The sequence below is a fragment of the Streptococcus sp. V913 genome (genome assembly GCF_054353455.1).
On the sequence record NZ_JBTHHX010000003.1, the window covers coordinates 21,669 to 42,896 of the forward strand.

Sequence of the window (21,228 nt, forward strand, 5' to 3'; positions counted from 1 at the left end):
GATAGGGGATATGAAACAAGTTTTTCTCTCAACAACAACTGAATTTAAAGAGATCGACACGCTTGAACCGGGTACTTGGATCAACCTCGTCAATCCTACACAAAATGAATCATTGGAAATTGCTAATGCCTTTGACATTGATATTGCCGACCTTCGAGCACCACTCGATGCGGAAGAAATGTCCCGTATTACCATCGAAGACGAGTATACTTTGATCATCGTGGACGTCCCCATCACAGAGGAGAGAAACAATCGTACCTACTACGTTACGATTCCGCTAGGAATTATCATCACCGAGGAAACCATTATCACTACCTGTTTGGAATCCCTCCCTGTTCTTGATGTCTTCATCAACCGCAAACTGCGTAACTTCTACACTTTCATGCGGTCACGCTTTATCTTTCAACTCCTTTATCGCAATGCTGAGCTTTACCTGACTGCCCTTCGTTCGATTGACCGTAAGAGTGAACAAATCGAAAGTCAACTTCACAAATCCACTCGAAACGAAGAGCTAATCGAGCTCATGGAATTGGAAAAGACCATCGTCTATTTCAAGGCCTCACTGAAGACGAACGAGCGCGTGATTAAGAAATTGACCAGCGCAACCAGCAATATCAAGAAATACCTAGAAGACGAAGACCTGCTCGAAGACACCCTGATTGAAACCCAACAGGCCATCGAGATGGCAGATATCTATGGAAATGTCCTTCACTCTATGACAGAGACCTTTGCCTCTATCATTTCCAACAACCAGAACAACATCATGAAAACTCTGGCTCTCGTGACCATCGTCATGTCTGTCCCAACCATGATCTTCTCAGCCTATGGGATGAACTTCAAGGATAATGAAATCCCTTTGAACGGTGAGCCTCACGCCTTCTGGTTAATCGTCTTTATCGCCTTTGCTATGAGTGTTTCACTCACTCTCTATCTCATCCATAAAAAATGGTTCTAAGAGGAATTCCTATGTCTCAGATTGATTTACAAAAACTAACCAAAAAAAACCAAGAGTTTATCCATATTGCTACCCAGCAATTTATCAAAGATGGCAAAACAGATGCTGAAATCAAGGCTGTTTTTGAGGAAGTTATTCCTAAAATCCTTGAGGAGCAAACCAAAGGAACGACAGCTCGTTCCCTCTACGGCGCTCCAACTCACTGGGCTCATAGCTTTACAGTTAAGGAACAGTACGAAAAAGAGCATCCAAAAGAAAATGATGATCCAAAACTCATGATTATGGACTCAGCCCTTTTTATCACCAGTCTCTTTGCACTGGTTAGCGCTCTGACCAACTTTTTCTCTACAGACCAGGCTATTGGCTATGGTTTGATTACCCTCTTGTTGGTTGGACTTGTCGGAGGGGTGGCCTTCTACTTGATGTACTACTTTGTCTACCAGTATTATGGACCAGACACAGATCGTAGCCAGCGCCCTCCTTTCTGGAAATCAATCCTCGTCATCCTCGCTGCTATGCTTCTCTGGTTGGCTGTCTTCTTCGCAACAAGCTTCCTACCAGCCAACCTCAATCCAATCCTTGCTCCACTGCCTTTGGCTATCCTGGGAGCAGCCCTTCTCGCCCTTCGCTTCTATCTCAAGAAACGTTTCAATATCCGAAGCGCAAGCGCGGGCCCATCACGTTATTAAGAAAAGTGAAAAGCTATGGCATATAGTCAATCCTTAGCTCAGCAGATTCGAAAAATTCTAGCACTCAAACTTCCTCCCCAAATTTTCGAAGAAGAGCTAGAAGAAAAGAAACTGTTTGGTGGCCTAGCCTTTATGATTCGTGGGAAAATGGTCCTTACAGTCAGTTCCAGAAAGGACGAGCTGGTTATGGTGAGAATTGGCAAAGAAATAGAAAAGCAAGTTCTACCCCGAACAGGAGCTCATACTACATTGATGAGAGGGAGACCTTATCATGGCTATATAGACCTAGATATCGAAGGTCAAAAAGAACTGCCTTACTGGATTGATTTAGCCCTCTCCTATAATCAAGAATTGACCAAGTAACTCATATCTAGCGAGATTATAGATTAGAAAAACGAAAAGCAACTGCTCAGGTGGTTGCTTTTTCACTTGCTTTCTTGAGATTCTATAGCACTTCTGAGTCTAATCTCTATCGTTTTCTCTCATCTTTTATGATAAAATAGGCACAATCAATTTCTAGGAGGATGAGATATGATTTCTACTATTGGTATTGTTAGTTTGTCTAGTGGTGTTATCGGAGAGGATTTTGTCAAACACGAAGTCGATTTGGGTCTCCAACGTCTCAAGGATTTGGGACTCAATCCTGTCTTTTTGCCCCATTCGCTAAAAGGGTTAGACTTTATCAAGGACCATCCGGAGGCACGTGCAGAGGATTTGATGCAGGCCTTTTCGGACGATAGCATCGACATGATCCTATGCGCCATTGGTGGGGATGATACCTATCGCTTGCTACCTTATCTTTTTGAAAACGACCAGCTTCAAAAGGTTATCAAACCAAAGATTTTTCTTGGTTTCTCGGATACCACTATGAACCACCTTATGTTGCATAAACTAGGAATCAAGACTTTTTATGGACAATCCTTTCTAGCAGACATTTGTGAATTGGACAAGGAGATGTTGCCCTATAGCTTTCACTACTTTAAAGAACTGATCAAGACAGGAAGAATCTCAGAAATCCGCCCTAGCGACGTTTGGTATGAGGAACGGACTGATTTTAGTCCCAAGGCCCTGGGAACAACTCGTGTCAGTCATGCAAATACCGGTTTTGACTTGTTGCAAGGAAATGCCCAGTTTGAGGGAGGAATCCTCGGTGGTTGCCTTGAGTCTCTCTATGATATCTTTGACAATTCTCGATATGCAGACAGTAGAGAACTCTGCCGAAAGTACAAACTCTTCCCTGACTTATCTGACTGGGAAGGAAAGATCCTCTTGCTAGAAACAAGCGAAGAAAAGCCTGAGCCGGAAAACTTCAAAAAAATGTTGCAGGCTTTGAAAGAAACTGGGATATTTGAGGTCATCAGTGGACTCTTGGTCGGGAAACCTATGGATGAAACCTTCTATGACGACTATAAGGAGGCGCTAATGGACATCATTGACAGCAATATCCCGATTGTCTATAATTTAAACGTAGGCCATGCCACACCAAGAGCCATTGTGCCCTTTGGCATCTATGCTTATGTGGATGCAAATAAGCAAGTCATTCGCTTTGACTATAATAAAAAAAGCTGAGATGAATTTCTCAGTTTTTTTCTATATTCTCAGATAGTTAAACGCCTGCACCGCTCTTCCACTCACAATCATTCTCATGATCATCTATCAGACCTGCCGCCTGTAGAAAAGACAAAACAGCGACGGGACCTGTAAACTTGAAGCCTCGTTTTTTGAGATCTTGAGATAACTTTTCAGACAGGGCTGTTTTAGCAGGTGCTAGGCGATAGTCAGGGACATCATTGATGATGGTTTGTCCATCAACAAAAGACCAGAGATAGGCATCAAAAGAGCCATAGGTTTTCTGGACTTGTAAAAATGCTTGAGCATTGGCACGCGTAGCAAAAATCTTGGCTCTATTTCGAATGATGGTTGGATTGTCTAACAAGGTCTCCAACTCGGCATCCGTCATCTCTGCAACACCTTGGACTTGGTAGTTGTAAAATGCTTCTCTGAAAGCTTGGCGCTTGTTTAGCACCGTTTCCCAAGACAGACCAGCCTGATAGGTCTCCAAACAAAGCAACTCAAAAAGGGCGTGGTCATCATGAAGGGGCTGTCCCCACTCTTCATCATGATAGGCGATGTAGAGCGGATTGGTCATCTTGACCCACGAACAACGTTTTGTCATGATCTGCTCCTATTTGACCAACATTTTAAGGGCCGACTTGATATAGTTCTCAGCTGTATCTGTCGTTCCTTCAAAGAATTTCTTGATTTTCTTGAGCTCGGTTGCCTTGTAGCCCAGCGCCAACATAGCTTCCATAGCTTCTTCCAGTTCTTGGTTTTCAGCACTTGCTTGCACTGCCACCTTAGCAGGAAGGTCATCACTAGCCACAACTACCTTGCCTTCCAAGTCCAGCACCATCTGCTGGGCTGTTTTCTTGCCAATTTTAGGAAACTTGGTCAAGTAGGTGATGTTCTTGCTTTCGATGGCTTGAACCAAGCCAGCATTGTCATCAGCAGCGATAATAGCAAGAGCTGACACAGGCCCAATCCCAGATACCGAAATCAGACTGAGAAAGAGTTTTTTCTCATCTTCTGAGCGAAATCCATAAAGTAGATGGGCGTCCTCACGCACAACCTGATGCACATAAATTTGAGCTTCTTGATTGACCTGTCCCGAGTAAGCATAGGGATTGGCTACATGCAGGATATAACCGATACCGTTGGTTTCAAGAACAATGTATTTAGCAGTAATTTTGGTAATGATTCCTTTTAAATATTCGTACATAGTTTTCCTTTTCTCTTATTTCGTTTATCTAGTATATCATATTTTCTTTATCCGAGGAGTGAGAATCGACTATCACAAATACAGTATATCAAAAATAATTTATGCTTATCTATTGACATATTGAAAATTAAGTACTATAATCATTTGTAATTGAATAACTATCTTCAGGGCAGGGTGCAATTCCCTACCGGTGGTATAGCCCACGAGCCGAAAGGCATGATTTGGTGAAATTCCAAAGCCGACAGTATAGTCTGGATGAAAGAAGATAAAAGTATATTTGTGCTTTTTGCGTGCTCTGAAATGATTACTTGTCATTTCAGAGCATTTTTGTTAATCGCATAAGTTTTCTTTTGTATGCCTTGAATAGTCCCCTATTCAAGGTATTTTTTTTTGGAGGTAGTGAGATGAGCGACTCAAAATATATGAAATTAGCAATAAAATTGGCACAAAAAGGAGCTGGTTACGTCAATCCCAATCCTATGGTTGGCGCAGTTATTGTAAAAGATAATCACATTATCGGACAAGGTTATCATGAGTTTTTTGGTGGCCCACATGCTGAGAGAAATGCTCTAAAAAACTGTAGAGAATCCCCTGTCGGAGCGACGCTTTATGTAACACTTGAACCCTGTTGTCACTTCGGGAAAACACCTCCTTGTATAGACGCTATAATCGATAGTGGTATTACAAGAGTAGTCATTGGAAGCCTAGACTGTAACCCTATTGTATCTGGAAAAGGAGTAAAGATACTTGAGGAAAATAATCTTCAAGTTACTGTTGGAGTTTTAGAAAATGAGTGTCTTAACTTAATAAAAAGTTTTAGAAAGTATATTACCCAGCATGTACCCTATGTTTTTATGAAATATGCAATGACAATGGATGGAAAAATAGCCACTAAAACAAATCAATCCAAATGGATTACTGGAGAAGAGGCAAGAAAGCATGTACATCAGTTACGACACCATGTTAGTGCGATTATGGTGGGAGTCAATACTGTTATTCAAGACGATCCTTTGCTGACATGTAGATTGGAGGAAGGGAAAAATCCTATCCGTATCATATGCGATACACATTTACGAACTCCTCTTACCTCTAAAATAGTAAAAACAGCAAATGATATTAAAACTTACATTGCCACTTCCTCTGAAGACAAAAATAAAATGAAGCTATATCAAAATCATGGCTGTGAAATACTTTCCATAAAGAAAAAAGGCAATCATATAGACTTATCAAGTTTAATGCAACATCTAGGAAACATGCAGATTGATAGCCTACTTCTGGAAGGGGGCAGTCTAATGAATTGGAGTGCTTTAGAACAACAAATTGTTGATGAGCTGAAAATATATATTGCACCAAAAATTTTTGGAGGCAATGCCAAGTTTCCTGTCGGAGGTGAAGGTATTTCTTTGCCAAATGACGCTATTAGCTTGAAACCTTATGCTTTTTCTCAAATAGGAGATGACTATCTCATAGAAAGTGAAGTGATTTATCCATGTTCACAGGAATAATTGAAGAAATCGGAAAAGTTGAAAGAATACAGAAAGACTCTCGTAATTGCAAACTATCAATTAAAGCCTCAAAAGTATTAACGGATATCCATTTAGGCGATAGTATAGCAGTAAATGGTATCTGTCTTACAGTTACTCATTTCAATCATCAATCCTTTACAGTTGATGTAATGAATGAAACATGGAGCCGAACAGCTCTTACACTATTAAAACATGGAAGTGAGGTAAATCTAGAAAGAGCCTTATCTGTCAACAGTCGACTTGGAGGTCACGTCGTTACAGGACACATTGATGGTACAGGAAAAATCTCGTCAATAAAAAAAGATGATAATGCTGTATGGTATCAAATCAACACACAAAAAGAAATTTTAGATTTAATAGTTGAAAAAGGATCTATTACAATTGACGGCATTAGTCTGACTGTCGCTAAAGTCTCCAAACTAAACTTTTCAGTATCTGTTATCCCTCATACTTTGGAACAAACTATTCTTAAGAGTAAACAAGTCGGATGTACAGTAAATCTTGAAAATGATATATTAGGTAAATATGTGCAAAAACTAATGGATAACTCTCCGAAGTCAGAGATATCTAAGGAACTATTATACCAAAATGGATTTTAGCAGAAAGGATGATCAGTCAATGGAATATCGAAAAATACAAGAATCATTAGAAGCATTGCAGAAGGGACGACTTGTTCTTGTTATAGACGACAAGGATAGAGAAAACGAAGGAGACTTAATTTGTTCCGCACAAGCAGCTACAACAGAAAATGTTAATTTCATGGCTACTTATGCCAAAGGATTAATTTGTATGCCTATGAGCGAAAGTTTAGCTAATCAATTAATGCTTTCACCTATGGTTGAAAACAATACAGATAATCATAAGACTGCTTTTACAGTTTCAATTGATTATAAGGAAACGACCACAGGTATTTCTGCCGAGGAAAGAGGATTGACCGCACGTATGTGTGTCTCCGAAGATATAAGACCCTCTGATTTTCGCAGGCCAGGACACATGTTTCCTTTAATTGCGAAAAACGGTGGTGTTCTAGAAAGAAATGGACACACAGAAGCAACTGTTGATCTATTAAAATTAGCAGGACTAAAAGAGTGTGGCCTATGTTGTGAAATAATGAATCATGATGGCAAAATGATGAGAACAGATGATTTAATTCAGTTCTCTAAGAAACACAACATTCCATTAATTACCATCAAAGAATTACAAGAATATAGAAAAGTATATGATCAGCTGGTAGAACGAGTTTCAACTGTCAATATGCCTACTAGATACGGTAATTTTAAAGCAATTAGCTATATAGATAAACTAAATGGGGAACATCACCTTGCTCTTATTATGGGAAATATAGAGGATGGAACCAATGTATTATGTCGGGTCCACTCTGAATGTTTAACAGGAGATGTTTTAGGCTCTTTACGGTGCGATTGTGGACAGCAATTTGATAAAGCTATGAAAATGATTGCTGAGAATGGTTCGGGTGTCTTACTTTACTTGCGACAGGAGGGACGAGGAATTGGACTTATCAATAAATTAAAAGCCTATCATTTACAAGATCAAGGAATGGATACGCTTGATGCCAATCTTGCGTTAGGATTTGAAGGTGATTTAAGAGAATATCACATTGGAGCACAAATGCTTAAAGACCTGGGACTACAGTCACTGCATTTACTGACAAATAATCCTGACAAGGTTGAACAGTTAGAAAAATATGGAATTACCATTTCCAGTAGAATACCAATCGAAATAGAAGCTAATCCTTACGACAGTTTTTATTTAAAGACAAAGAAAAATCGAATGGGGCACATTTTAAATATGGAGGAAAAATAAATGAAGACTTATGAAGGTAATTTAGTAGCGAACAATATTAAAATAGGCATTGTTGTAGCGAGATTTAATGAATTTATAACTTCAAAATTATTATCTGGAGCACTAGATAATCTCAAAAGAGAGAATGTAAACGAGAAAGATATCGAGGTAGCCTGGGTTCCAGGAGCTTTTGAAATACCACTGATTGCATCAAAAATGGCAAAAAGTAACAAATATGATGCAATTATCTGCTTGGGAGCTGTCATTAGAGGTAGTACAAGTCATTATGATTATGTATGTAGCGAGGTATCTAAGGGAATCGCCCAAATCAGTTTAAATAGCGAAATCCCAGTTATGTTTGGTGTGCTAACGACAGATACAATTGAACAAGCCATAGAGCGAGCTGGTACTAAAGCAGGAAATAAGGGTTCTGAGTGTGCACAAGGAGCTATTGAAATGGTCAACCTAATTCGTACGTTAGACGCTTAGAACAGACTCTACTTTTAAGTGAATAAAGAAACTTGGCAAAATCGCAATTTAATACCCTATAAAAATCATAGAGCAAACTAGGAAGCCAGTCGCAGATTGGTAAAACACAGCTTCGATGTTGCAGACAAAACTGGCAAAATTAGCTCAAAACACTATTTTGAGATTACTGATAAAACTGATGTGGTTTAAAGAGATCTTTGACGAGTATTCGGAAGAAAAAAAGTAAATATTTCTATGATAAAACGCATAGAATCAAGGTTTTTGAAGATCTGATTTTATGCGTTTTTCTGATTTTGAAAATTTTTCCCAGTCTTTTTTGTACTTTTATACTCAATGAAAATCAAAGAGCAAACTAGGAAACTAGCCGCAAGCTGTACTTGAGTACGGCAAGGCGACGTTGACGTGGTTTGAAGAGATTTTCGAAGAGTATTAATATTTCCCCAACTCACGGAGGCTGGTGTGATTTTCCTGAATGCGTCGAAACATTTTTTCCATATCTGACTTGGTGAAATGCACCAAAACAGGACGTCCGTGGGGGCAGTTATAGGGGTTGTCGCATTGAGAGAGCTGATAAAGGAGTTGTCTGGCTGAATGGTCATCGATACGATGGTTAGCCTTGATAGACCGCTTGCAGGACATCATGATGGCTAGCTCTGCTCGGTATTTCTTGATCGAAACTTCCTTGGTCAAGAGCAGCATGTCACACATTTCATAGATACCAGACTCGATTTCTTCCTCTGCCATCCAAATAGGATGTTCACGTAGGATAAATTGATTTTCTCCGTACTCTGCTAGAAAGACACCCACTTCCTCTAAGAGAGGCATTCTTTCCCTGAGACGAAGGGCATCATCTGCTGGGAATTCAAAGATGTAGGGCACCAGGAGTTGTTGCTGGCTCTGGTCAACATTACCTATGCTTTCACGGTATTCCTCATACTTGACCCGTTCCTGGGCTGCATGTTGGTCTATGATGTAGAGGCCATCTCGCCCTTGGGCAAAAAGATAGGTCCCGTGCATTTGCCCGAAAAATTCTAGTTCTGGGAAGCTGGATGCTTCTTCTCGCTCCAGCTTGTCATAAGCCTTATCGAGGCTAGCAAGATCTAACTCTGGGTGATCTAGTTGGTCATAGCTGACAGGCTTTCTCTCTGCATAATGCAGTTTAGCTGGCTTGGTCATCTGGTCCAAGGTTTCCTTGGCAAACAGGGTTAAATCCTGCCCTTCCTCAGTTAATTCAACCTGATGATCAGCCACCTCAGCTTGACTGGGTTTTGAGAGTTCTGTTTTTTCATAGTAGAGCGTATTTTCTTTGAGTGGGAGAATAGTCTGCTCCACCTTTTGACGATTGCGCACGGTAGACTTGGCAAGATTTTCTAAAGCATCAGGTATCAAGGCTTGTTCCTTGAGACTGTTAGAAATAGCCTCTGAAAGCAGCGCCATCAGTTCTTTTTCCTTAGAAATTCGCACTTCTTGTTTGGTTGGATGCACATTGACATCAGCCAGATAAGGATCGATATGGATGTGAATGACAGCCAGTGGAAAGCGCCCTACCATGAGTTTGCTTCCGTAACCGTCAAGGATAGCGCGATTGAGCAAGAAGTTCTTGATATAACGGCCATTGATAAAGAGGCTGATATAGTTGCGGTTGGCTCGGGTTAACTCAGGCAAAGACACAAAACCTGTAATTTCAAAGTCTAGATCCGAGTTCTCAATGGCTATCATCTTCTTGGCACTAGCCAAACCATAGATCCCAGCAATAGCTTGGCGCAGTTGACCAGTCCCTGCTGTTCGTGTCATTTCCTTACCATCACTGATCAAACTAAAGGAAATCTCGGGATGAGCCAAGCCCAGACGGTTGACAATATCAATGATATGAGACAACTCCGCCTGCTGGCTCTTCATATACTTGAGACGTGCAGGTGTGTTGAAAAAGAGGTCCTCCACACAAACTTTGGTTCCCACAGGACTAGTCGCTGGGATGACTTCCTCAACTTCACCCCCACGCGCAACGAGCTTGGTCCCATGACTCGCACCATCCACCGCCGTCAACAGAGTCAAGACACTGACAGAAGCGATAGAGGGCAGGGCTTCACCACGAAAACCAAGCGTCCGAATCCGAAAGAGGTCTGCTTGATTTTTTATCTTACTGGTCGCATGGCGACGCAAGGCCAATTCCACCTCATCGTGGGCAATTCCATGACCATTATCTGTGATTTGAATCTTCTTAAGACCAGCTTCCTCAATCTCAATGATAATCTGGCTAGAACCCGCGTCAATGGCATTTTCTACCAACTCTTTGACTACACTGGCAGGACGTTCAATGACCTCTCCAGCTGCGATCTGGTTTGCCAGCACCTCTGGCAATTCAATAATATGAGACATCTTTCAGCCCCTTTCTGTATCTATTTTCCTAGAAATTGATTAGTGCTATTATACCATATTTCAGATGTTACCAGAAAAAGCAAATACCACATAGACTCCAAATCTCTCCACATAGACAAAAGCTCTTGCCATGGGTCGTAAAATAGTGTTTAATAAAGGTGTACAGGAAGTGATCACAACCTTGTATAACTGAAAAGGAGGGAAATTTATGAAAGTAGAACTACAGATTAAGGAGACTTACGAGGAGGAAAAGCTGATTGTCCAAGCTCCTCAAGAAACTAAAAACGTCCAAAAAATCATCGAATTTGCTGAAAATCTTGACCAAAAAGAAACAATCAAAGGAAAGTTTGAAGATCAGGTCTATCTAGTTAAGATTTGTAAGATACAACGCTTCTATATCGAGAATCGAAAGGTTCTAGCAGAAACTGCATCTCAGACCTACAGCATTGATTTACGACTCTATCAAGTTCTTGAAATCTTACCGACAACTTTTATCCAAATTTCCCAATCTGAAATCGTCAATATCGACTCTATCTCTCATCTCAAACTAACCCCCAACGGCCTGATCGAAATCTTTCTCAAAAACGAAAGCTTCACCTACTCTTCACGCCGTTACCTAAAAACCATCAAGGAGAAATTAGAACTATGAAAAAACAAATCTTTCACGATGCAGCCGCTGGTGTACTCATCGGCCTCATCCTCTCTATCCTCTTTTCACTCATTTATGCACCAAATACCTATGCCCCACTGAGCCCCGAGTCTCTGATCGGCCAAGTGATGGTGCAACATCAGGTTCACGGTGCTCTAGTCTTGCTCTACTGCATGATCATCTGGTCAGCTATCGGCGTTCTCTTTAGCTTTGGTGGTCGTTTATTCAGCCGTGACTGGAGCTTGCTCCGTGCAACACTTTCCCATTTCTTCCTCATGCTGGCTGGCTTTGTCCCACTAGCGACTCTGGCTGGTTGGTTCCCCTTCCACTGGACCTTCTATCTCCAGCTCATTCCAGAGTTTGCGATCGTCTACCTTATCATCTGGGTTATTCTCTATAAAAGAGAAGCTAAAAAAGTAGACCACATCAATCAACTCTTGGCTCATAAAAAGTAATAGAGAAAAATCCCACTCACAAACACATGAGTGGGGTCCTTTTTATAATTTTTGTTTAAGCTCAACTAAGACATTCATAGCCTGCATAGGTGTCATATTGTAAACATCCAGTTTAGCTAATTCTGCTAGGATAGGATGTTCTTCAGGCGCATCAAAGAGTGACATCTGCTCTGTAACAGCACTTGTTTGTCTCATCGGCGCAGGACTTTCCGTCCCTTGATTCTCCAGTTGAGCCAATATTTTATCCGCCCTTGCTAAAAGTTCTGCTGGTAAGCCAGCAATCTTAGCAACATGGATACCATAGGATTTGTCAGCTGGTCCTGGTTCGATCTTGTGAAGGAAGGTGACCTGTCCATCCTGTTCTAAGGTTGCCACGTGGACATTGACCAAGTGTTCCAAGCTAGACTCCAGACTGGTCAACTCATGGTAGTGGGTCGCAAAGAGGGTTTTGGCTCCGATATGTTCATGGATGTATTCGATGATGGATTGGGCCAGAGCCATTCCGTCATACGTTGCAGTTCCGCGTCCCAATTCATCAAAGAGAATCAAGGAGTCCTTGGTCGCATGCGAAATGGCATTGTTGGCCTCCATCATCTCCACCATAAAGGTTGATTGACCTGAAACCAAGTCATCTGCTGCTCCGATACGGGTAAAGATAGCATCGAAAATAGGCAAATAGGCGCTCTCCGCCGGCACATACGAGCCCAGCTGGGCCATAACCGCAGTCATGGCTAACTGGCGCATGTAGGTTGACTTCCCACTCATGTTGGGTCCTGTAATTAGCTGAATACTCGTATCCTCTGCCATCTGGATACTATTTGGAATATAGGTCTGAGCTCCCATGACCTTTTCGACAACAGCATGGCGCCCTTTCTGGATATCAATTTGTGAATCGTCTCCAAACTCCGGTCGGATCAAATGCTGGGTTTCAGCCACAACCGCCAGACTTTGCAAGACATCAACGGTCGCAATTCCTTGTGCTAAAGCCTGCAAACGCTGGATGTACTTGCTGACTTCCTCACGGATGCGCATAAAGATTTCATATTCTAGGTTGGCTGACTTCTCACGCGCCTCCAGCATATCTCCCTCGATACGGGCCAATTCTTCGGTACCAAAGCGTTCTGAGTTTTTCAACGTTGCCTTGCGGAAAAAGTGGGCTGGCACATTTCCCAGTTGCGAATTGGTCACATGGAAATAGTAACCGTCCTTTTTATTGTAGTCGATCTTAAGCGTGCTGATGCCAGAGTTTTCTCTCTCCTTAGCCTCAATCTCAGCAATCCAGCTAGTCCCTTCTCTGAGCACACGACGGTACTTGTCTAAGGTCTCATCAAATCCCGTACGGATAATGCCCCCTTCCGTAATCACGTGAGGAGCTTCAGGAGCAATCGCTGCGCTAATCAAGCTCTCCAACTCAGGAATGGCATCCAACTGTGCGATAAGATAGCCCAGAGCAGGCTGCTCCATGCCTTCTAAAATCGCACGAATCCGTGGTACACTGGATAAGGTGGTCGCCAACTGCAAGAGATCCTTGGGATTGGTCTTGCCAAAAGAAACCCGACTAGCCAAACGTTCGATGTCATAAACACCCTTGAGACTGTCCGTTAAATCACTGCGCTCAAAGAAGTGGTCAAGAAAGACCTGCACCACCTCTTGACGTTGGACGATTCGCTCCTTATCAATCAAAGGACGATGAATCCAAGAACGCAAGAGCCGCATACCCATAGCCGTTTTGGTTTCATCCAAAAGCCAGAAAAGACTGCCTTGCTTCTTACCTGAACGGGCATTCTCAACCAAATCCAGACTAGCCTTGGTCGCATAATCCATCTGTAAGAAATCTTTGATTTCATAGCGGATAACTGGTTTGAGGTGGTTCAATTCCCGCATCTGGGTCCGGTGAACATACTGGAGCAGCTTACTAGCTGCTGCTTGCTCCACATCTGCCAGTCGTGGATCTAGTAAATGAAGGTCCTCAAAGCCTTCTTTTTCATAAGAAAGTACCAGATTCATCTGATGGCTGAGGATTTGTTCTTCTTCCTCAGACAAGTCATAACCCAGCACCACTTCTCGAGCCTTGAGGTTGCGAATTTCCCCACAAACGAGAGTAAAATCCAATAAACCTGTCACATAAAAATCACCTGTCACTAGATCCATATAAGCCAAGCCAAATTGATTGCCATCACGATCTAAGGCAACCAAAAAATTATTCTGACTATCCGGCTTACTGCTATCAACGACCGTTCCAGGTGTGATGACCTGGACCACCTCTCGCTTGACAACACCAACCGCTTGTTTAGGATCTTCCATCTGTTCTGCAATGGCAACTTTATAGCCCTGCTCGATCAATACATCGATATACTGTTGGGCAGAATGATAGGGGACGCCCGCCATGGGTATCGGATTTTCTGCATTTTTATTCCGACTTGTTAAGGAAATTTCTAAAATTTGCGCTGCATTAATTGCATCTTCATAGAACAACTCGTAAAAATCACCCATCCGAAAAAGCAAAAAAGCATCTGGGTATTGTTTTTTAATATCCACATACTGTTGCATGCCGGGTGATAGCTTTTCTGTTGCCATTTTCCGTCTCTCCTTGCTAAAAATAAGTCTTGAGAGCAACTCCCAAGACCTTATTTATCTTTCATCAAATCTAGCAAACGATCTTCCATCAGCTTGGCAACGTGCTGGTCTCGACAAATAACCAATAAGGTATTAGCACCAGCAACCGTTCCTAAAATCCATTCATCCTTGTTTGCATCTACAATGTTTGCTAAGACCGCAGCTTCCCCAAGTTTGGTATGAAGTACCAAGGTGAACTCTGCTCTTGCAACTCCTTCTAAATGATGAGACAAAAACTCAACTAAATCAATCTTATCTGTCTCATTTGCTAGTACATAATACACCATATCATTTTTCTTAATCTTGGTCAAGCCGATTTCACGCAAATCACGTGACAAAGTCGTTTGTGTCACATAAACATTACGAGCTTCTAAACGATCTTGAATCTCTTTTTGTGTCCCAAGTTTTTCTTCGGTGATCATCTTTTTAATCAATTGATGCCGTTCTCTTTTTCTCATATCATCCTCTTAAGTGAATATTTATAACAAATTTTACATTTATTTTATAACTATATTATACCAAAAAAAATAGATAATTCAAAAAAATTCTTTTCTTTCTCAAAAAATGTAGTAAATTGTGTTAAAATAGTAAAAAAGCCCAAAAGGAGCCCTTATGAATACAAAAGAATTGATTGCTAGCGAGTTGGCTAGCGTCATTGATAGCCTGGACCAAGAGGCTATTTTAAATTTACTGGAAACACCTAAAAACTCAGAAATGGGAGACATCGCCTTCCCTGCCTTTTCTCTAGCAAAGGTCGAGCGTAAAGCTCCGCAAATGATTGCAGCAGATATTGCTGAAAAAATCAATAGTCAAGCCTTTGAAAAGGTTGTTGCTACAGGACCTTACGTCAACTTTTTCCTTGATAAAAGTGCTATTTCGGCTCAAGTATTACAGGATGTTATCACTGAAAAAGAGCACTATGCTGACCAAACCATTGGCAAGCAAGAAAATGTCGTTATCGATATGTCTAGTCCCAACATCGCTAAACCATTTTCTATTGGTCACCTGCGCTCAACGGTTATCGGAGATAGCTTATCACATATTTTCCAAAAAATCGGCTATCAAACGGTCAAGGTCAACCACCTAGGAGACTGGGGAAAACAGTTTGGAATGTTGATTGTTGCCTACAAGAAATGGGGAAATGAGGAAGCCGTTAAAGCGCATCCAATCGATGAACTTCTTAAACTCTACGTTCGCATCAATGCTGAAGCTGAAAAAGACCCTAGCTTGGATGAAGAAGCACGCGAATGGTTCCGCAAACTGGAGAATGGAGATGAGGAAGCCCTCGCTCTCTGGCAATGGTTCCGTGATGAAAGTTTAGTGGAATTCAACCGCCTTTACAATGAATTGCAAGTCGAATTTGACAGCTACAACGGGGAAGCCTTTTACAATGATAAGATGGATGCTGTTGTAGACATTCTCGCTGAAAAAGGACTTCTTGTTGAGTCAGAGGGAGCCCAAGTTGTCAATCTTGAGAAATATGGAATTGAACATCCAGCCCTTATCAAAAAATCTGATGGTGCAACTCTCTATATCACACGTGACTTAGCTGCAGCCCTTTACCGTAAAAACGAATACCAATTTGCAAAATCCATCTATGTTGTTGGTCAAGAGCAATCTGCCCACTTCAAACAACTCAAGGCAGTACTACAAGAGATGGGCTACGATTGGAGTCAAGACATTGTCCATGTTCCATTTGGATTGGTAACAAAAGAAGGGAAAAAACTCTCTACTCGTAAAGGAAATGTCATCTTGCTAGAGCCTACTATTGCAGAGGCTGTTAGTCGTGCCAAGGCCCAAATCGAAGCGAAAAATCCTGAGTTAGAAAATAAAGACCAGGTTGCCCACGCTGTTGGAGTTGGGGCTATCAAGTTCTATGATCTTAAAACCGACCGTACAAATGGATATGACTTCGACCTTGAAGCTATGGTATCCTTTGAAGGAGAAACTGGGCCTTACGTTCAATACGCCTACGCTCGTATCCAATCTATCTTGCGCAAAGCCGATTTTAAACCAAATACAGCTGGCAACTACAGCCTGAATGATGCTGAAAGCTGGGAAATCATTAAACTACTCCAAGACTTCCCACGTATTATCAATCGTGCAGCAGATAACTTTGAACCTTCTATCATTGCGAAATTTGCGATTAGTTTGGCTCAAGCTTTCAACAAATACTATGCACATACACGTATCCTAGATGAAAGTCCTGAGCGCGACAGTCGTCTAGCCCTCAGCTACGCAACCGCAGTCGTCCTCAAAGAAGCTCTTCGTTTGCTCGGAGTAGAAGCGCCGGAGAAGATGTGATTCAGTACTAACAATTGGAACTAAAGTTCCTAATTGTTAGACGCTAGCCGCCTTTATGCGGACTAGCTAACTGCTTCACTAACTTGTCAAACTAAATAATATCGATTTGGTTAGGCTCATGTCGTAATCTTTTAATCACTTTATTGTAAAGCAGTCTAAGTAACTATGGTGATTTGGCCTGGTGCTTCGCTAACTTACCCAACCAAATAACAGCGATTTAGTTGGGTTTAGATTCTAATCTTTTAAATTACTTGAAAGCAATCTGAAAGGTTGAGGCAAAATAACATTTATATTTTGTTCGGCCTTGCAGCTGTTCAATGAAATAATTTATTCACTTTTACTATTTCTTTATCATACATGGAGATTTCCTATGAGCCAATATGCTTATATCCTCGTTATAATTAGCTTGGTTTTCCTTTTTCTGCTCAATAAGTACGAGAAGGAAAGACTTCAAAGACTCTACCAAGAGCAACTCTTGAAGGATGAGACATTTAGGTCTGACATCAAAGAGAAAATTCACACGACTGAAAATATCAATGATGTCATTGCACATATCAATAAAACTTACCATCTGGGAATGTTGCTCTCAAAAGACGTCACAGATCAATTGAAATAATCAAAATCCGAGAAGCTTTCTTCTCGGATTTTTTAGGCTTACCATATTCTCCTTGGAGAAATTTCATTAATGCACATAAATTTTTCTGTAATTTTCTAACTTTTTTCAAAATATTCTTGCATTTCTTTTAAGTTTTTTGTAGAATAGTAGCTATCTATTCAGATTATTCTGAAAATTCAAAAATAGGAGCGTTTATTATGTCACAAGTTACGTTATCAAACCAGTCAACCTGGGCAAGCAAACTAAAGGCAATGGGACCAGGAATCCTCATGGCTTCTGCCGCCGTTGGAGGTTCTCACATTGTATCCTCTACTCAAGCTGGTGGTTCTTATGGTTGGTCACTACTCCTCTTGGTTATCTTGGCCAATGTTTTTAAATACCCATTTTTCCGTTTTGGCGCCGAATATACTGCTGACACTGGTAAAACCTTGGTCGAAGGCTATGCCGAAAAAGGAAAAATCTATCTCTGGATTTTCTTTGTCCTCAATGTTTTCTCTGCCATGGTCAACACAGCTGGAGTCGCTATCCTTTGCTCAGCCATCATCGCTAGCGCCTTCCCAATGATTGGCCTTAGCATCACTCAGTGGTCCCTGATCCTTGTTGCAGTCATTTGGGCCATGCTACTATTTGGTGGCTACAAACTATTGGATGGTATGGCAAAATGGATCATGTCTGCTTTGACCATTGCAACTGTTCTTGCAGTTATCATTGCGGCAATTAAGCATCCAGAATACAGCTCTGATTTTGTCGAAAAGACACCTTGGCAAATGGCGGCCCTCCCTTTTATCGTTTCCCTCTTAGGATGGATGCCTGCACCTATTGAAATTTCAGCCATCAATTCACTCTGGTCTGCTGAAAAGAAAAAGACCGTCAACTTTAATACAGCGGACGCTCTTTTCGACTTTAACGTTGGTTACATTGGAACTGCTATCCTAGCTGTATTCTTTGTAGCACTCGGAGCACTTATTCAGTATCCTACAGGTCAAGCAGTTGAAGCCGCTTCAGCCAAATACATCTCTCAATTCGTGGGTATGTATGCCTCTGTTCTTGGAGAATGGTCCCGTTATTTGATCACCTTTATCGCCTTTCTCTGTATCTTTGGAACAGTCATCACCGTTATCGATGGTTACTCTCGTGTCAATCAGGAATCGCTGCGACTCTTGATTCGTCAAAAAGAGGATTCTCGCAAATCTTTGAACATCTGGATGACCATTACCGCTATCATTGGTATCGTAATCATTAAATTCTTTGCTGGTCAAGTTTCTACCATGCTTCGCTTTGCCATGATTGGTTCTTTCCTGACAACACCATTCTTCGCTCTTTTGAACTATGTATTGGTGACACGTGAAAATAAAAATCTTCCTTCTTGGCTAAAACTCCTCGCTATCGCAGGATTGATTTTCCTCTTTGGCTTCGCTATCTTCTTTATCTATGCACTTGCTATCGGAAAAGCAGGATAGTTTATAAATGGCACCCTTACGGGGTGCTTTTTGTATACATAAAAAGCAGTTGAAAATCTCAACTGCCCCTCAGTACTACTTTATTTTTCTGTTTCTAACTCATACAAATCTGCAATGATTGCTGCGACTTTTTTAATATCTCCCAGCATGCCACGCATTTCAAAATCAGCCAAAACTGGGAAACCAAAGCGCTGACTATACTGCTTGGCTGTCAGGCAGTATTGATTGTTAAAATTGCGATTACCAGATCCCACTACGCCAAAACACTTACTAGCATTGTCTCCATAGGCGATAAAGTCACCCACTGGAGTCGTTAGAATCTCAACATCGCCGTTATCGACGCCATTCCCACCTTCCAGATAGGTCGGCAAGAAAGCGATATAGGGATGTTCCATTTCAAAGAATTCTTGACCTTCCTTGACTAGGTCCTTGATATGGATTTTTTGGACCTCAATCCCTTCGTACTGGGACAAGAGATAGTCCTTGAGTCGGGTTACAAAACTCTCTGTATTCCCACTCAGACTGATATACACTAAGGATATTTTTTTCATATTGACCTCGATTTTTATGTTTACGATTTAAAAAAGAACTACCAAGATTGTAACTTGATAGTTCTTTTTTGTCAATACTTAGGCAACTTCTTCTGCTTCGACTTCTTCGGTCAAATCCTTTTGTTGACGCCACATCTTGTAAAAGACTAAGGCTAAAAAGAGAACATTGATGATGATGAACAAAATATCCGTCCCTTTTGCTAATGCTCCCATTCCTAAGCCAAGGGCACTATCTTTGATTAATTGAACTGCATCTTGAATGTTCATATAGCTATAAACCAAACCAACAATAGCTAGTAAAACATAGCCAATATAAGTATAGTTTGCAAGTTGCACGTTTTTACGTACGAGAAACACAAAGGCTACTACAACTAAAATTGCAGATAAAACAATCAACAACATATTAAAAATAGAGTGCGATGACGCTGTTACTTGGTAAGTATAGTTAACCGTGTCTTCTAATTGCTGGGCAGTGAGCGTCCCGCTATTTGCCAGGCTAGCACGAAGAGCATCTTTACTTGGCAATGGACTCAAGATTCCAAATAATGACATAGATGAAATGAGAGCTGATAGGACTAACAAGACCCAAAGATAAATAGGATTCTTTTTCATGTTTTCCTCCATAAGATATTTTGAACATTATAGCATTTTTTGTACAGGAATACAACTTTTACAAGCTGGTTTCAACTTGTTTCCGATAGGCTTTCGGCGATTTTCCGCACAATTTACGGAAAACCTTGTAGAAATATCCAACATTACTGTAGCCAACTGCATAGCAAATATCTTCGATGCTATCACTGGTCGAAAGTAAGAGTTGCTGCGCCGCCTTAATTCGCTGTTTATTGAGCAATTCCGCAAAGGTTGAATTGGTTTCTCTCTTGATTAGCTGACCGAGATAGACAGGATTGATAAAGAGATCCTTGCTGATATCCTTAAGCGAGAGCTCTTTCTGATAATCACGCCCAATCACCTCCAGAACGCTCACCACATTTTCATTCATGCGGTACTGGCCAAAGAACTTGGTCAAGGTTTCTTTGATATAGGCAACCAATTCTTCAAAGGAGTTAATGGCATGGATGGCTTTGACAATCTCCGTCATGTCATCTGCTTTTAGGTGTTCAAACAAATGAAAGACGTCCATGACAAACTGGGTGAAGAGTTGCTTCGTGATGGCAACGCGCGGGGTATTCTCCAAAACAACCTTCTCTAGCAGGGTTAATTCTTCGATGATTTGATTGATATTCCCTTGGATAATCACCCGATAAATCGGCTCGTAATAAGCAAACAAACTCTCGGATTTTTCTAGATTGACTGAACCGTAGAAGAGGGCTTTTTCAGCGTTGATCTTCCAATTCTCAAAGGACTGCTGGTAGGGTGCTTCAAATGGTGTCACAACGATACCATCGAGCGGTTGATCAGAGATAAAAATCTGCCAATCTTGTCCCAAAACATAGTAAGGAATGGTAAAAGAGCCCTGCTTTTCCTTGGAAAGTCCTATCCACCAGCTGTCTTTACCTGCTAAGAAACTGATAAAGCCTTCTTCATCCAATTCTTGACTGAGGGTCTGACTTTGCTCCACCTTTTCTTGAAGCTGTCGCGCAATCTTCTCTAATAAATTTCCCAACTCCACCTTGTCTACTGGCTTGACCAAATAATCCACGACACTAAGGTTCATAGCTTTTTTGACGTAGTCAAACTCCTGATAACCAGACAGCAAGATATAATAGGTATCTGGAAGTAGCTCTTTCATTTCCCTAATCATCTCAAGTCCGGTCTTATCTGGCATATTGACATCGGAAATGACCACATCTACTGGATTTTTCTTGACGTAGTCCAAAGCATCATCTGCGTGACTTGCTGTCGCGACGACTTGCATATCCCATTTTTCAAAGGGGATTAATCGCTTGAGCCCCTCTGTCACCATGTACTCATCGTCTACTAATAAAACTTTATACAT

21 protein-coding genes and 1 riboswitch are annotated in these 21,228 nt (G+C 41.3%); of the genes, 13 read left to right on the plus strand and 8 right to left on the minus strand.

Annotated features, from left to right (window positions below; genetic code table 11):
* The first annotated feature begins 10 nt into the window (after positions 1-10).
* The 4 genes from ACXYSL_RS06235 (at position 11) to ACXYSL_RS06250 (ending at position 3,213) form a co-directional block, all read left to right on the plus strand.
* Positions 11-955: a magnesium transporter CorA family protein gene (locus ACXYSL_RS06235; RefSeq protein ID WP_000815618.1), complete on the plus strand. Its 945-nt coding sequence runs from the start codon at positions 11-13 to the stop codon at positions 953-955.
* Between the two features lie 11 nt (positions 956-966).
* Positions 967-1,644, plus strand: coding sequence for a DUF1129 domain-containing protein (locus ACXYSL_RS06240; protein WP_045617808.1), 678 nt, complete (start codon positions 967-969; stop codon positions 1,642-1,644).
* A 15-nt stretch (positions 1,645-1,659) separates the two neighbouring features.
* Entirely contained in the window at positions 1,660-2,007 is a 348-nt protein-coding gene (locus ACXYSL_RS06245) for a TfoX/Sxy family protein (RefSeq protein ID WP_000331822.1), read from the plus strand.
* A gap of 168 nt (positions 2,008-2,175) precedes the next feature.
* Entirely contained in the window at positions 2,176-3,213 is a 1,038-nt protein-coding gene (locus ACXYSL_RS06250) for a S66 family peptidase (protein ID WP_458624266.1), read from the plus strand.
* A gap of 37 nt (positions 3,214-3,250) precedes the next feature.
* Here ACXYSL_RS06250 and ACXYSL_RS06255 read toward each other — a convergent pair whose 3' ends face one another.
* Both ACXYSL_RS06255 and ruvA read right to left on the minus strand, forming a co-directional pair.
* Positions 3,251-3,820, minus strand: a complete 570-nt coding sequence (locus ACXYSL_RS06255) for a DNA-3-methyladenine glycosylase I (RefSeq protein WP_061588594.1) — start codon at positions 3,818-3,820, stop codon at positions 3,251-3,253.
* Between the two features lie 9 nt (positions 3,821-3,829).
* The gene (ruvA, locus tag ACXYSL_RS06260) at positions 3,830-4,423 is read right to left on the minus strand and encodes a Holliday junction branch migration protein RuvA (protein ID WP_061588593.1); all 594 of its coding nucleotides are present in this window, start codon (positions 4,421-4,423) and stop codon (positions 3,830-3,832) included.
* Positions 4,424-4,579: 156 nt separating this feature from the next.
* Positions 4,580-4,694: riboswitch (FMN riboswitch) on the plus strand.
* 133 nt (positions 4,695-4,827) lie between these two features.
* Between ruvA and ribD the strand changes: the two genes are divergently transcribed.
* From ribD to ribH, 4 genes are read left to right on the plus strand one after another with little or no spacing between them, the layout of a single operon-like run.
* Positions 4,828-5,928 (plus strand): bifunctional diaminohydroxyphosphoribosylaminopyrimidine deaminase/5-amino-6-(5-phosphoribosylamino)uracil reductase RibD, encoded by a 1,101-nt coding sequence (ribD, locus tag ACXYSL_RS06265; protein ID WP_045617813.1) that lies wholly within the window; start codon positions 4,828-4,830, stop codon positions 5,926-5,928.
* A complete protein-coding gene (ribE, locus tag ACXYSL_RS06270; protein WP_061588592.1) occupies positions 5,913-6,548 on the plus strand; it encodes a riboflavin synthase in 636 nt (211 codons plus the stop codon). The genes ribD and ribE overlap by 16 nt, the downstream gene beginning before the upstream one ends.
* 19 nt (positions 6,549-6,567) lie before the next feature.
* On the plus strand, positions 6,568-7,773 hold the full coding sequence (locus ACXYSL_RS06275; RefSeq protein ID WP_061588628.1) for a bifunctional 3,4-dihydroxy-2-butanone-4-phosphate synthase/GTP cyclohydrolase II: 1,206 nt from the start codon (positions 6,568-6,570) through the stop codon (positions 7,771-7,773).
* Positions 7,774-8,241, plus strand: a complete 468-nt coding sequence (gene ribH / locus ACXYSL_RS06280; protein WP_000860624.1) for a 6,7-dimethyl-8-ribityllumazine synthase — start codon at positions 7,774-7,776, stop codon at positions 8,239-8,241.
* 429 nt (positions 8,242-8,670) lie between these two features.
* Here the strand turns inward: ribH and mutL are convergent, their stop codons facing one another.
* Positions 8,671-10,620, minus strand: a complete 1,950-nt coding sequence (mutL, locus tag ACXYSL_RS06285; protein ID WP_458624267.1) for a DNA mismatch repair endonuclease MutL — start codon at positions 10,618-10,620, stop codon at positions 8,671-8,673.
* Between the two features lie 208 nt (positions 10,621-10,828).
* Here mutL and ACXYSL_RS06290 point away from each other — a divergent pair, with 208 nt between their 5' ends.
* Together ACXYSL_RS06290 and ACXYSL_RS06295 are read left to right on the plus strand one after the other, a co-directional pair.
* Positions 10,829-11,269, plus strand: a complete 441-nt coding sequence (locus ACXYSL_RS06290) for a LytTR family DNA-binding domain-containing protein (RefSeq protein WP_000861940.1) — start codon at positions 10,829-10,831, stop codon at positions 11,267-11,269.
* Complete coding sequence (locus tag ACXYSL_RS06295) at positions 11,266-11,724, plus strand: DUF3021 domain-containing protein (RefSeq protein WP_000743973.1); 459 nt, start codon at positions 11,266-11,268, stop codon at positions 11,722-11,724. The genes ACXYSL_RS06290 and ACXYSL_RS06295 overlap by 4 nt, the downstream gene beginning before the upstream one ends.
* 42 nt (positions 11,725-11,766) lie before the next feature.
* Here the strand turns inward: ACXYSL_RS06295 and mutS are convergent, their stop codons facing one another.
* Positions 11,767-14,301 (minus strand): DNA mismatch repair protein MutS, encoded by a 2,535-nt coding sequence (gene mutS / locus ACXYSL_RS06300; RefSeq protein ID WP_268720053.1) that lies wholly within the window; start codon positions 14,299-14,301, stop codon positions 11,767-11,769.
* A 50-nt stretch (positions 14,302-14,351) separates the two neighbouring features.
* Positions 14,352-14,798 (minus strand): arginine repressor, encoded by a 447-nt coding sequence (gene argR / locus ACXYSL_RS06305; protein WP_084911200.1) that lies wholly within the window; start codon positions 14,796-14,798, stop codon positions 14,352-14,354.
* A gap of 154 nt (positions 14,799-14,952) precedes the next feature.
* Here argR and argS point away from each other — a divergent pair, with 154 nt between their 5' ends.
* The 3 genes from argS (at position 14,953) to ACXYSL_RS06320 (ending at position 18,720) form a co-directional block, all read left to right on the plus strand.
* Positions 14,953-16,644 (plus strand): arginine--tRNA ligase, encoded by a 1,692-nt coding sequence (gene argS / locus ACXYSL_RS06310; RefSeq protein ID WP_458624268.1) that lies wholly within the window; start codon positions 14,953-14,955, stop codon positions 16,642-16,644.
* 370 nt (positions 16,645-17,014) lie between these two features.
* Positions 17,015-17,260 carry a MarR family transcriptional regulator gene (locus tag ACXYSL_RS06315; protein WP_084850017.1) on the plus strand — a complete coding sequence of 82 codons (246 nt, stop codon included), beginning with the start codon at positions 17,015-17,017 and terminating at the stop codon, positions 17,258-17,260.
* Between the two features lie 197 nt (positions 17,261-17,457).
* The gene (locus ACXYSL_RS06320; protein ID WP_061588586.1) at positions 17,458-18,720 is read left to right on the plus strand and encodes an NRAMP family divalent metal transporter; all 1,263 of its coding nucleotides are present in this window, start codon (positions 17,458-17,460) and stop codon (positions 18,718-18,720) included.
* A gap of 80 nt (positions 18,721-18,800) precedes the next feature.
* Here ACXYSL_RS06320 and nrdI read toward each other — a convergent pair whose 3' ends face one another.
* The 3 genes from nrdI to ACXYSL_RS06335 form a co-directional block, all read right to left on the minus strand.
* The gene (nrdI, locus tag ACXYSL_RS06325) at positions 18,801-19,271 is read right to left on the minus strand and encodes a class Ib ribonucleoside-diphosphate reductase assembly flavoprotein NrdI (RefSeq protein WP_000724242.1); all 471 of its coding nucleotides are present in this window, start codon (positions 19,269-19,271) and stop codon (positions 18,801-18,803) included.
* A 78-nt stretch (positions 19,272-19,349) separates the two neighbouring features.
* Positions 19,350-19,883, minus strand: a complete 534-nt coding sequence (locus tag ACXYSL_RS06330) for an ABC transporter permease (protein ID WP_458624269.1) — start codon at positions 19,881-19,883, stop codon at positions 19,350-19,352.
* Between the two features lie 58 nt (positions 19,884-19,941).
* Positions 19,942-21,228, minus strand: a complete 1,287-nt coding sequence (locus ACXYSL_RS06335) for a response regulator transcription factor (protein ID WP_458624270.1) — start codon at positions 21,226-21,228, stop codon at positions 19,942-19,944.

Bases quoted from the DNA above. Each gene is read 5' to 3' on its own strand.
- ACXYSL_RS06235 (WP_000815618.1), top strand. From the start codon at position 11: ATGAAACAAGTTTTTCTCTCAACAACAACTGAATTTAAAGAGATCGAC.
- ACXYSL_RS06320 (WP_061588586.1), top strand. From the start codon at position 17,458: ATGTCACAAGTTACGTTATCAAACCAGTCAACCTGGGCAAGCAAACTA.
- nrdI (WP_000724242.1), bottom strand. From the start codon at position 19,271: ATGAAAAAAATATCCTTAGTGTATATCAGTCTGAGTGGGAATACAGAG.
- ACXYSL_RS06255 (WP_061588594.1), bottom strand. From the start codon at position 3,820: ATGACAAAACGTTGTTCGTGGGTCAAGATGACCAATCCGCTCTACATC.
- ACXYSL_RS06330 (WP_458624269.1), bottom strand. From the start codon at position 19,883: ATGAAAAAGAATCCTATTTATCTTTGGGTCTTGTTAGTCCTATCAGCT.
- ribD (WP_045617813.1), top strand. From the start codon at position 4,828: ATGAGCGACTCAAAATATATGAAATTAGCAATAAAATTGGCACAAAAA.
- ACXYSL_RS06295 (WP_000743973.1), top strand. From the start codon at position 11,266: ATGAAAAAACAAATCTTTCACGATGCAGCCGCTGGTGTACTCATCGGC.
- argR (WP_084911200.1), bottom strand. From the start codon at position 14,798: ATGAGAAAAAGAGAACGGCATCAATTGATTAAAAAGATGATCACCGAA.
- ACXYSL_RS06240 (WP_045617808.1), top strand. From the start codon at position 967: ATGTCTCAGATTGATTTACAAAAACTAACCAAAAAAAACCAAGAGTTT.
- mutS (WP_268720053.1), bottom strand. From the start codon at position 14,301: ATGGCAACAGAAAAGCTATCACCCGGCATGCAACAGTATGTGGATATT.
- ACXYSL_RS06290 (WP_000861940.1), top strand. From the start codon at position 10,829: ATGAAAGTAGAACTACAGATTAAGGAGACTTACGAGGAGGAAAAGCTG.
- mutL (WP_458624267.1), bottom strand. From the start codon at position 10,620: ATGTCTCATATTATTGAATTGCCAGAGGTGCTGGCAAACCAGATCGCA.
- ACXYSL_RS06275 (WP_061588628.1), top strand. From the start codon at position 6,568: ATGGAATATCGAAAAATACAAGAATCATTAGAAGCATTGCAGAAGGGA.
- ruvA (WP_061588593.1), bottom strand. From the start codon at position 4,423: ATGTACGAATATTTAAAAGGAATCATTACCAAAATTACTGCTAAATAC.
- ribH (WP_000860624.1), top strand. From the start codon at position 7,774: ATGAAGACTTATGAAGGTAATTTAGTAGCGAACAATATTAAAATAGGC.
- ACXYSL_RS06245 (WP_000331822.1), top strand. From the start codon at position 1,660: ATGGCATATAGTCAATCCTTAGCTCAGCAGATTCGAAAAATTCTAGCA.
- ACXYSL_RS06315 (WP_084850017.1), top strand. From the start codon at position 17,015: ATGAGCCAATATGCTTATATCCTCGTTATAATTAGCTTGGTTTTCCTT.
- ribE (WP_061588592.1), top strand. From the start codon at position 5,913: ATGTTCACAGGAATAATTGAAGAAATCGGAAAAGTTGAAAGAATACAG.
- ACXYSL_RS06335 (WP_458624270.1), bottom strand. From the start codon at position 21,228: ATGTATAAAGTTTTATTAGTAGACGATGAGTACATGGTGACAGAGGGG.
- argS (WP_458624268.1), top strand. From the start codon at position 14,953: ATGAATACAAAAGAATTGATTGCTAGCGAGTTGGCTAGCGTCATTGAT.
- ACXYSL_RS06250 (WP_458624266.1), top strand. From the start codon at position 2,176: ATGATTTCTACTATTGGTATTGTTAGTTTGTCTAGTGGTGTTATCGGA.